At 34.9% G+C, this 10,987-nt stretch carries 13 protein-coding genes; 9 read left to right on the forward strand and 4 right to left on the reverse strand.

Translation table 11 applies throughout. The features are described from left to right. Positions 1-3 precede the first annotated feature (3 nt). From V1T75_RS10150 to mraZ, 3 genes are read right to left on the reverse strand one after another with little or no spacing between them, the layout of a single operon-like run. The gene (locus V1T75_RS10150; RefSeq protein ID WP_330488432.1) at positions 4-333 is read right to left on the reverse strand and encodes an FtsL-like putative cell division protein; all 330 of its coding nucleotides are present in this window, start codon (positions 331-333) and stop codon (positions 4-6) included. Then, positions 333-1,229, reverse strand: a complete 897-nt coding sequence (gene rsmH, locus V1T75_RS10155; RefSeq protein WP_330488433.1) for a 16S rRNA (cytosine(1402)-N(4))-methyltransferase RsmH — start codon at positions 1,227-1,229, stop codon at positions 333-335. Before rsmH ends, V1T75_RS10150 begins: the two co-directional genes overlap by 1 nt. Next, positions 1,216-1,683 (reverse strand): division/cell wall cluster transcriptional repressor MraZ, encoded by a 468-nt coding sequence (gene mraZ / locus V1T75_RS10160; protein WP_330488434.1) that lies wholly within the window; start codon positions 1,681-1,683, stop codon positions 1,216-1,218. The genes rsmH and mraZ overlap by 14 nt, the downstream gene beginning before the upstream one ends. 202 nt (positions 1,684-1,885) lie before the next feature. Here mraZ and V1T75_RS10165 point away from each other — a divergent pair, with 202 nt between their 5' ends. Genes V1T75_RS10165 through V1T75_RS10195 form a run of 7 tightly spaced genes read left to right on the forward strand, consistent with a single transcriptional unit; the run spans position 1,886 to position 7,555 of the window. Next, complete coding sequence (locus tag V1T75_RS10165; protein ID WP_330488435.1) at positions 1,886-2,650, forward strand: alpha/beta fold hydrolase; 765 nt, start codon at positions 1,886-1,888, stop codon at positions 2,648-2,650. Between the two features lie 24 nt (positions 2,651-2,674). Next, complete coding sequence (gene yihA, locus V1T75_RS10170; protein ID WP_330488436.1) at positions 2,675-3,286, forward strand: ribosome biogenesis GTP-binding protein YihA/YsxC; 612 nt, start codon at positions 2,675-2,677, stop codon at positions 3,284-3,286. 31 nt (positions 3,287-3,317) lie between these two features. After that, positions 3,318-4,004, forward strand: a complete 687-nt coding sequence (locus V1T75_RS10175) for an RluA family pseudouridine synthase (RefSeq protein ID WP_330488437.1) — start codon at positions 3,318-3,320, stop codon at positions 4,002-4,004. A gap of 29 nt (positions 4,005-4,033) precedes the next feature. Then, complete coding sequence (locus tag V1T75_RS10180; RefSeq protein ID WP_330488438.1) at positions 4,034-5,065, forward strand: alkane 1-monooxygenase; 1,032 nt, start codon at positions 4,034-4,036, stop codon at positions 5,063-5,065. A gap of 3 nt (positions 5,066-5,068) precedes the next feature. Further along, a complete protein-coding gene (locus V1T75_RS10185; protein ID WP_330488439.1) occupies positions 5,069-6,442 on the forward strand; it encodes an aldehyde dehydrogenase in 1,374 nt (457 codons plus the stop codon). 48 nt (positions 6,443-6,490) lie between these two features. After that, complete coding sequence (locus tag V1T75_RS10190) at positions 6,491-7,225, forward strand: nitroreductase family protein (protein WP_330488440.1); 735 nt, start codon at positions 6,491-6,493, stop codon at positions 7,223-7,225. A 3-nt stretch (positions 7,226-7,228) separates the two neighbouring features. After that, the gene (locus V1T75_RS10195) at positions 7,229-7,555 is read left to right on the forward strand and encodes a hypothetical protein (protein WP_330488441.1); all 327 of its coding nucleotides are present in this window, start codon (positions 7,229-7,231) and stop codon (positions 7,553-7,555) included. Between the two features lie 64 nt (positions 7,556-7,619). On the opposite strand, the gene V1T75_RS10200 is transcribed toward V1T75_RS10195, so the two are convergent. Beyond that, positions 7,620-10,007: a penicillin acylase family protein gene (locus V1T75_RS10200; protein ID WP_330488442.1), complete on the reverse strand. Its 2,388-nt coding sequence runs from the start codon at positions 10,005-10,007 to the stop codon at positions 7,620-7,622. Positions 10,008-10,266: 259 nt separating this feature from the next. Here V1T75_RS10200 and V1T75_RS10205 point away from each other — a divergent pair, with 259 nt between their 5' ends. Together V1T75_RS10205 and V1T75_RS10210 are read left to right on the forward strand one after the other, a co-directional pair. Continuing rightward, a complete protein-coding gene (locus V1T75_RS10205) occupies positions 10,267-10,575 on the forward strand; it encodes a hypothetical protein (protein WP_330488443.1) in 309 nt (102 codons plus the stop codon). Positions 10,576-10,638: 63 nt separating this feature from the next. Further along, entirely contained in the window at positions 10,639-10,959 is a 321-nt protein-coding gene (locus V1T75_RS10210; protein ID WP_330488444.1) for a hypothetical protein, read from the forward strand. Positions 10,960-10,987: the final 28 nt, after the last annotated feature.

The raw sequence follows: 10,987 nt of genomic DNA on the forward strand, positions 1-10,987 counted from the left end.
ATATTACTCTTTATTATATGTTACTTTTATTTTTTGGGGTGGTTTTTTTGCAGGGTACAACCCTTTATTTTTTACTTTATCTCGAATACTGCTTTCTAATTTCATTCGCATGAGTTCAGTACTCGTGTCCACATCTTCAGCCCGCAACTCTCTTTTCTTCTTATTAAGCGCTGCTATTTGCACCACCTTAGCATCTGCACTGTGCGAACTATAAATCATGATTAATAACAACACCACCACAAAAATTAAAATCCGCCAGTTTTTAAATGAACTTTCATCGGTAAGAAAACTCCCTCTCAAAAGATCGTATATATTCTTTCTTACTTTAGACATTACTTTAATGTTGCTATTCTTAGTTTTGCACTACGCGCCCTGTTATTCTCTTTTATTTCTTCTTTTGTTGGCACAATCATTTTACCAACCTTTTTAAGTGGCTCACTAGTGTTTCCATAAAAATCCTTTTCAGGCTCACCACTAAACAACCCCGTTCTTATAAACCGCTTCACCAATCTATCCTCTAACGAGTGATATGAAATCACACTCAACCTTCCCTCTTCTCTCAACAACTCTGGAATCTGCTCCAAAAATTCTTTCAACACTTCCAACTCCTGATTTACCTCTATTCGTATTGCTTGAAAAATTTGCGCTAATATTTTATGCTCTTTCGCCTTTGGAAGAAATCGCTGCAACACTTCTTTCAACTCAAAGCTTGTTTTAACCTCCCTATCAACTCTCGCCTCCACAATAGTTTTCGCCAAGGCTCTTGCATTTCGCAGCTCCCCATACAAAAACAACACATCTGCCAACTGCTCTTCACTGTAGGTATTGATTATTTTTCTACCAGACAATTCAGACTTTTGATCCATTCGCATATCTAAATCTGCATCAAAACGAGTAGAAAACCCTCTTTCCGCCTCATCAAACTGATGTGAAGACACACCCAGATCAGCTAATATCCCGTCTACTTTCCTCACTCCATAAAAACGTAAAAACCTCGATATAAATCGAAAATTTTCGCCAATCAACACAAAACGCGGGTCGTCAATTTTATTTTGTTGCGCATCTGGATCTTGATCAAAAGCAAACAACCTTCCTCTCTCTCCCAATCGACTCAATATTTCTCTAGAATGCCCTCCCCCTCCAAAGGTGACATCCACATACACTCCGTCTTCCTTTATATTAAGTGCATCTACACTTTCTTTCAACAAAACTGGATTATGATAACTCATCTGCTTCCGTATTACCCATTACCTCTTCTGCTAAATCCGCAAAACCAACAACAGCATCATCAATTACTTTTTCGTACTTATCCTTATCCCAAATCTCAATAATATTCACCGCAGAAGAAAGCACCACCTGCTTTTCAATCCCTGCAAACTGACATAAATCTTTCGGAATCAATATCCTCCCTGAAGCATCTACATCCACCATTTTCACACCAGCTGTAAACCTCCTGATAAAATCATTGTTTTTCTTTACAAATCGATTTAGTTTATTGATTTTTGCCATCATCAAATTCCACTCTTGTATTGGATACAACTCCAAACAAGACTGAAACACAGAGCGTTTAATCACAAAACCATCTTGCAACACAGAAGACAACTGCTTCTTGAACGCTGACGACATCATCAACCTTCCTTTAGCATCCACCTTACACTCGTATGTTCCAATTAAATTTACCACGTAAAGAAACTATAGTTTGCATCAAAAATAAAAAATATTTACCACTTTTTACCACTTTTTACCACATTGTTAATAAGTTTTAGTTTTTAAGCTAAAAAACTGATACTAAAGAACTTCCAAACTAGCGCTATACACGAAATAATAAAAATGAAAAAGTGATAAAAAAGAACTACATTTGTGGTTAAGTCAAATCAGAAACATAATGACTGAATTTTTAAAGAAAGAAGACAAATTTACATACGCAGAAGCAGGAGAAGGAAGCCCGATTATCATCCTTCATGGACTCATGGGCGCTTTAAGTAATTTTGACTCCACTTTTAATCATCTTTCACAAAAAGGATATCAAGTTTTTATTCCAGAATTACCTTTATACACCTTACCTCTCCTTAAAACCAACGTAAAAAATTTGGCCAAATTTTTACATGATTTCATAGAGTACAAAGGACTTAAAAACGTTACTTTACTAGGGAATTCTTTAGGCGGACACATCGCTTTATACTATACAAAACATTATTCTGAAGATGTTAAAGCATTGGTTTTAACAGGTAGTTCAGGACTGTACGAAAATTCTATGGGAGACAGCTACCCAAAGAGAGGTGACAAAGAGTTTGTTAGAAAAAAAGCACAAGATGTTTTTTACGACAAGGCCATTGCTACAGATGAACTTGTTAATCAGGTATACGACGTTATTAACGACCGAAACACCTTGATTAGAACTTTAGCCATTGCTAAAAGTGCCATTCGTCATAATATGGCTAAAGACTTACCCAACATGAAACAGCCTACTTGTTTAATTTGGGGAAAACAAGACAGCGTTACGCCTCCAGAAGTTGCCGAAGATTTCAAAAAACTTTTACCTGATGCTGATTTGTTCTGGATTGACAAATGCGGACATGCAGCCATGATGGAAACACCAGATGAGTTTAATGAAATTTTAGAAGGCTGGCTTTCTAAACGCGAAATATAACAGCTAAACTAGCTTATTTATAGTATGAAAATAAAATCTGCTGAATTTGTAATGAGTAACAGTAATGTTACCAAAGCTCCTAAAGACAGCATACCTGAGTATGCTTTTATTGGACGCTCTAACGTTGGTAAATCTTCGTTAATCAACATGCTAATGGAGCGCAAAGATTTAGCAAAAACCTCTGGTAAACCAGGAAAAACACAACTTATTAATCATTTTAAAATTAACGATGAATGGTTCTTAGTAGATCTTCCTGGATATGGTTACGCGAAGGTTTCTAAAAAGAAACGTCAAATTTTTCAATTTTTTATTGAGAACTATTTCAAAGAACGTGAACAGCTAGTTTGCACCTTTGTTTTAATTGATTCTCGTCACGATCCACAGAAAATAGATTTGGAATTCATGCAGTTTTTAGGTGAAAACCGCATTCCTTTTTGTATTGTTTTTACCAAAGCTGATAAACTAGGAAGTTCTAAACTCAACAAGCAAATTACCGCTTACAAAAAGAAGTTATTAAATTATTGGGAGGAGTTACCAATTTCTTTTGTTACTTCGTCTTCTACAGGAATGGGACGCGATGAATTTTTAAATTTTATCGATCAAGTTAACGAAGATGTAGCGGAGAATTTCAAATAACCTTTCAGCTACGTTCAGGGCACTTTAAAACATGCACTCTACTAAAGAAAACTTACAAGTTTTACACGAAGACAACCACATCATTGTGGTTAACAAACGTGCTGGCGACATCGTACAAGGAGACAAAACAGGCGACAAACCACTTTTAGATGTTGTTAAAGAATACATTAAAGATAAATACAACAAACCCGGAAACGTATTTTTAGGAACCGTTCACCGATTAGACCGCCCTACTACGGGGATTGTCATCTACGCGCGTACTTCAAAAGCTTTAGAACGACTAAACAAAATGTTACGTGACAAAACCATAAAAAAAACCTACTGGGCAGTAGTTCAACAACAACCTAAAAAAGCTGCTGACACTTTAACCAATTATTTAAAAAAGAATCCAAAAAACAACAAATCGACTGCTTATACTAAAGAAGTTAACGGAAGTAAAAAAGCCATACTTCACTACAAAACACTTAAAAAATTAGATAACTATTCGTTACTTGAAGTTGACTTAGAAACAGGCCGTCATCATCAAATTCGTGTACAACTCTCTAATATTGGCGCTATTATCAAAGGCGATTTAAAGTATGGCGCTAAAAGAAGTAATAAAGATGGAAGCATTCATTTACATGCTCGAAAAATAAAATTTACGCATCCAGTTAGTAAAGAACTTATTAAAATCACTGCCCCAACTCCTTCTGATCCCGTTTGGGATGCTTGTTTGTAATTTGTATATTTAGACAAATTACAAACAAGATGAAAGCTCTTAAATTTTTAGCAATTTTAACACTTCCAATCACTGTGTACATTTCGTTTACAAATTTGGGTTGGCTAACACTCTTACCTCTACTTGTTTTCTTCGGATTAGTTCCTCTTCTTGAACTACTTTTTAAACCAGATAAAAATAATTTTAACAAAGAACAAGAAGAGCAAGAAAAACAAAACAAGCTTTACACTTATATTTTATACGCAACAGTACCTGTCCAATTAGTTTTCCTAGGGTGGTTTTTATGGATGATGAAAGATGCACAATTAACTACCTTAGAATATATAGGAAGAATCTCAGCTATGGGCTTGCTATGTGGCGTTATTGGTATTAATGTTGGACATGAATTAGGGCATCGTAACAATCGTTTTGATGAACTTTTAGGAGAAGTCCTATTATTAACTTCGTTAGACACTCACTTTTTACCCTACCATAATGCAGGGCATCATTTGAATGTGGCTACTCCAAAAGATGCCGCAACTGCCAGAAAAAATGAAGTAGTATATCTTTTCTGGATTCGTTCTCATTTTCAAAGTTATTACCAAGCTTGGGAGACAGAAAACACACGTTTAAAAAACGCTAAAAGAAGTTGGTTTCACCTACAAAATAGAATGCTTATCTATACATTTTGCAACATACTGTTGTTGGTAGGGATTTTCTTTTTATTTGGATTAAAAGCTTTTTTGGCTTTTATTGCTGCTGCTGTTTTTGGAATTTTATTACTAGAAACTGTAAACTATATAGAACATTACGGACTACTACGTAAACAAAACGAAAAAGGTCGTTACGAACGTGTAAAAAGAACACATTCATGGAATTCTGATCACAGAATTGGCATGTTAATGTTGTTTAATTTATCTCGTCACTCGGACCATCACTATAACGGAAGTAAACATTACCAGCTCTTAAAATCCCTGCCTGAAAGTCCGCAAATGCCAACAGGATACCCAGGTATGATGCTAGTAGCCTTGGTTCCTCCATTATGGTTTTCGATAATGAATAAAAAAATACAAGACCTATAGCTTATGAATATTCCCGAATTGGTTCAGTCTCAAAAAAACTATTTTGCTACGCAACAAACCAAAGATACTTCCTTTAGGAAAAGTGCCTTAAAAAGATTACAAAAAGAGCTTATTACAAGAGAAAAAGACATCGTAAAAGCACTACATGATGACTTTAAAAAACCGGAATACGAAGCAGTAATGACCGAAACTTCTATTGTGCTAGCCGAATTAAAAATGGCGATAAAAAACATTCATTCATGGAGCAAACCTCAACGTGTGTTACCATCGTTACTAAATTTTCCTTCTTCTGCAAAAATGTACAAAGAACCTTATGGAACTGTACTTATCATTGCCCCTTGGAACTACCCATATCAACTAGCTTTTGCTCCTTTATTAGGCGCTGTTGCCGCAGGAAATACAGTTGTTTTAAAACCTTCGGAGTTGACACCTCATACGAGTAAAATTACCCAAGAAATTATTGAAACTGTTTTTGATAAAAATCATGTTGCTGTAGTTGAAGGTGGTGTCGATGTCTCGACAGAGTTGCTGGCACAACGTTGGGATTATATTTTCTTTACAGGTAGTGTTCCTGTAGGTAAAATAGTAGCCAAAGCTGCAGCTAATTATTTAACCCCAGTTACCTTAGAGCTAGGAGGAAAAAGTCCGTGTATTGTTGATGAAACAGCCAATATTAAATTGACCGCAAAACGTTTGGTTTGGGGGAAGTTTATCAACGGAGGTCAAACTTGTATTGCTCCTGATTATTTACTAATTCACATTTCGGTTAAAGAACAATTTATACAACAGTTTAAAGAAGAAATTTTTAGAGCTTACGGGGAAAATCCTCAAAACTCTCCTGATCTCTCACGCATAGTAAATACTAAAAACTTTGACCGCTTAGCTTTGATGCTAGAAAATGAAAACTGTGTAATTGGCGGACAAACCGATAGAGATAATTGCTATATTGCTCCTACCTTAATTGATGAACCGAGTTTGGATAGTGAAGTCATGAAAGGGGAAATTTTCGGACCAATTTTCCCGCTAATTTCTTACGAAAACGAAGTAGATATTGAAAAAATCACTGCTAAATACGACAAACCTCTAGCTTTATATGTTTTCACCAATAGAAATTCATTTGCTAAGAAAATGATTGAGCGTTTTTCGTTTGGTGGAGGTACGGTAAATGATACTACAGTACATTTTGCTAATCACAGATTGCCTTTTGGTGGCGTGGGAGAAAGTGGTATCGGTGCTTATCACGGAAAGAAAACTTTTGATACGTTTTCTCATCATAAAGGAGTGGTTTCTCGCGGAACTTGGCTAGATGTTCCTACTCGATATGCTCCATACAAAGGAAAACTACAACAATTAAAAACCTTAATGAAACTAGGGTAATTTATTAGATAATAAGATAAGTAGACACAAGAATCAAGACGCCCACAAATGAGTGAAAAAACAGTATCAGAAGCAGTTAATTATCGTCGTTCGGTAAGAGTTTATGACCCTGAAAAACCAATTGACGCTGCTATTGTAAAAAAGTGTTTGAAACAAGCCAGTTTAGCACCTACCAGTAGCAACATGCAGCTATGGGAGTTTTATCATATCACTGATAAAGAAATTATAAAAAAAATGGCTCCATTATGCTTTAATCAAAATGCCGCTAAAACTGCTCAGCAGCTAGTGGTTTTTGTGACTCGTAAAGATTTGTGGCGTAAAAGAGCCAAAGCTAACTTAACTTTTATGGATGAAGTTTTTGGAAAAAACAATCCGAAATCGGAACAACGAAGTCGAGAAAAAGTAGCGCGTAACTACTACGGAAAATTAATTCCTTTCACGTATTTTGATTTCTTAGGAATTTTTGGTTGGTTGAAGTATATACTATTTTTAATTGTTGGGGTATTTCGACCTATTTATAGAGAAGTTCGCAATAGTGATATGCGCATTGTAGCTCACAAAACTTGTGGGTTAGCAGCACAAACATTCATGCTCTCAATGGCTGCTGAAGGATACGACACCTGCCCTATGGAAGGTTCTGATACTTGGCGTGTAAAGCGCATGTTGGGACTCCCTTTTGGTGCAGAAATTAATATGATTGTTTCTTGTGGTATTCGCAAACCCGAAGGAGTGTATGGAGAACGCTTTAGAATTCCTTTTGAGGAGGTTTATAAAGAAGTATAGTAGATGACAGATAAATCATTAATAGAAAGTGCTAAACATGCTTTAGACAATCATATTCCAAAATCTTTAATCTCTACTTCTATTGAATTAAGAACACTTAAAAGGAAATGGTTTCAAGTGTTTGATAAAAAAACAAAAAAAGAAATCCAATGGCTTTGTATTTTTGACCAAACGGCAACAGAAGATGATATTGAATTTGGTAGAGTTGCAGGTACTGAAATTATTTCTGACTTCAACTCTGAATATGGAATTAATGAAATGTTTAAAAAAATTGATTTAGAAGAAAAACCAAGAGTTCTAAAAAACATTATTTATTCAAAACCAGAGTAAAAAAGTAAAAAAACATAATATCCGAATACAAAGATTACTTCACTAAGTTCGCAATGACATTAGATTATTCCTTCTTCGGTAAAAACACCAACTTATTTGAGCTCTTCTTTATAGCTGCTTCATTGAGAATCATTTTTACAAACTCACCATTTACATATTTTTGTGCTTGGTCTTTGTAATACGGACTGAATACATTCCCCGATTGCCCTGTGGGTAAAATAGCAATGCTATTTTCTACATCAGAAAAATCAATAACTCTACGTGTTGAAGGTCCTGCGTGAATTTTATATACTCCTGTACTATCCAACTTAAAAATCTGATTGTTAATCACCTCATTCCCTCCAATAGTTTCAAATGGACCTACATTAAAAAATTTACGCAACAAACCTCCCGCTTTACCAATAGCGTGTTCGTATTCCACTGAAATTACGCGATTCCAGGTCCAATTATCTACATTCTCTCCTAATTGATTTTGTAAAAATGTGATGGCTTTTTGAAACGCTGTTGTTATTATTTCATTTCTAGTTTCAACTTTATCGGTAGTTGAAACATCATCCCACCAAACTGATTGTTCCCTTTTAGCCTGCTCTGCTAACACTTGATCTTGTAATTGCGTATCAATAAACAACTGAAAACTATCTCCTAACTCATCTTTATACGTGGCGGTTAAAAATTCATACAAAAATCGATTGTAAATCGTCGGTGCTATTTCTGTTTTTAAGTATTCTCCATTCCACTTTTCCAACACCCAATATGCTTTTTTAGCCGAAGGAGATAGCGAGGACTCATCTACACTTGTTAACAATTCTCTTCCTATTTCTGGAACTACAGGCGAAGTAACATCGTAAATCATTTCTGCTACATCTTCTTTGGTAAAGTCATTTTTAGCTTCTAATAACTCAACAATTCTTTTTGCTCTGTCTTCTGGTTGATAATATCCCGGATACAATTTACCTCTCACGGAATCTGGTTGATTATTGGCAGAATACACATAATTCCAACTCGGATTCTCTGCCTGAGGGTTTTCTTTAAAATCTAGATACGCTACAATCTCATCGTTACCAGAAGCTCCGTTTAAATACATTTTAGAAGACAGGCTATCTCTTAGTTCATATAATTTTGCTGAAGCAAACCAACCTACATTTCCTTTCGAATCTCCATACATCACATTCAATCCTGGCGCATGAATTTTGGCAGTTCCTGCTTTAAAATCTTGCAACGAACTAGCATGTGACATTTGATACGATGCTTCCAACAGTTTATTGGGCAATTGTGTATAAATCCAATTCATCGCCACAGGTCTTTCATCTGTGATATGCTCTATCAATCCGTTCATAATCGGACCGTGTTTACTCACTTTTACTTGATATGTTGTGTCTTTTGCTCCCTTAACCTTTATACGCTTTTCCCACAACTCATATTTCTGGTATCCTTGAGGTGTTTTATACTCCATTGAATTTCCAGCATTGTTTTGTTCTACATAAAAATTTAAGTCATCGTTTGCCAACATGGTCAATCCGTAAGCATAATTTGTATTATGTCCTAACAACGGGAAAGGCATCAATGCCAAATTGAATCCATAGATTTCAAAATCGGGAGTTTTTATATGATTTTGGTACCAAACCGAAGGCTGAGAGTATGCAATATGCGGATCATTAGCAAAAATTACTTTTCCGTTTTTTGTTTTGGGTGGTGCAATTACCCAAGAATTACTTCCTATAAAAGGTGCAACTGGTAATTGCTCTATAATCTCATTAACCGAAACAGACATTTCTGCTTTAATAGCTTCTTTATTCGTTGTCTTATTCAGTGTTAAATTTTCATTGAACGAGTTTAGCAATTCATTTACATACGGTTCTCCTAATTTCTCTTTTACTTCTGTTAGTAGCGGATCTGTTTTATGCGCAATCGCAAAGCTAAACGCCATGTAACCAAACACATTATACACATCTTTAATTGTATAGTTTTCTTTGTTCAAGCCTACTAAATAAAATTCTAAAGGTGTCGCCCCTTCTTCTATAAACTGATTAACCCCATTTAAATAGGCTTCTGTTAATTTATAGGCTTCTGAATTTTTATCTAATTCTTCAATTGTTTTTTCAGCAGCTTCTTCAATTCCTAATCCAGAGAAAAACTTATCTACTCTAACCAGGTCTTTTCCAAAAACTTCAGCTAATCTTCCGGCAGCAATTCTTCTGATGAGTTCCATTTGCCACAATCGGTCTTGAGCATGTACATACCCCAAAGCAGTATAGGCATCTTGTTGGTTTTGAGCATTGATGTGTGGCACTCCAACTTCATCATAGTACACTGTAACTTCAGCTGATATCTCAGCCAACACGAACTCTCCTTTATATGTTGGGTGTAATGTTTTTGTAAATAGCCAAACACCTACACTTACCAATACTAGAAGTAATAAAACAATTTTTAACGATTTTTTTAATAATTTCATTAGGGATGATTTTCTTCAAAGATAACAGAATTATTTATTGCCCTCCTCTAGGCAAATCGTGTATTTTTTACACAGTATTCTCAAACATTTACACACTTTTTACACATATAAAAATTAGCATCAGCTCCCCGTAAAAACAATAAACAACTAACAAACAACAACTTAGAGACCACAGACTTCTCAATTAAAATTGATGGCATATTTATTTCAATATATCAAGCAAACAATAAATAATTGTAACTTAAAAAAACTTAATATCATGAAAAATTTAATTTTAGCAGCAGCAATTTTAGCAGGAGCTTCAACTTACGCTACAACAAACAACACTATTTCTACAATTACTCCAGTTCACTCGGTTATAGAAAATGGCTTTAAAGAAATTTCTTTAGATAAATTACCAGCAGCAGTAGTACAATCTGTAAAGGAAAGTTTTCCTAAAGGAAAATTAAGCAAGGCTTTTATAAATGAAAAAGAGCAATACAAATTAGAAATTAGCGTAGAAAACGAAAGTAAAACTCTTTTTGCTGACAAAGACGGAAACTGGTTAGACGAAAAAGAAGTAAAATAATTCGCACGAATTTCCCTTGTCGTATTACAATCAAAAAAATTATAACTTAAAAACTTACATGTCATGAAAAAATTAATCTTAGCAGTAGCAATCTTAGCAGGTGTTTCAACTTATGCAACAGTAAACAACACTATTTTTCCTAGTACTCCTGTTCATATGGTGGTAGCAGATGGATTCCAAGAAATCTCTTTAGACAAATTGCCAGCAACATTAGTAAACTCTATTAAGGAAAGTTTCCCTAAAGCTACCTTAAATAAGGCTTTTGTAAACGAAAAAGAGCAGTACAAATTAGAAATTAGCGTTGAGAATGCTAGCAAAACTATTTATACTGATAAAGAAGGTAACTTATTAGACGAAAAAGAAGTTAACAATTCGAAAAAGTAATTTTTTTATTTCCCTCCTCAATTTTATT

The organism is Tenacibaculum sp. FZY0031 (genome assembly GCF_036350695.1).
Classification (GTDB): domain Bacteria; phylum Bacteroidota; class Bacteroidia; order Flavobacteriales; family Flavobacteriaceae; genus Polaribacter.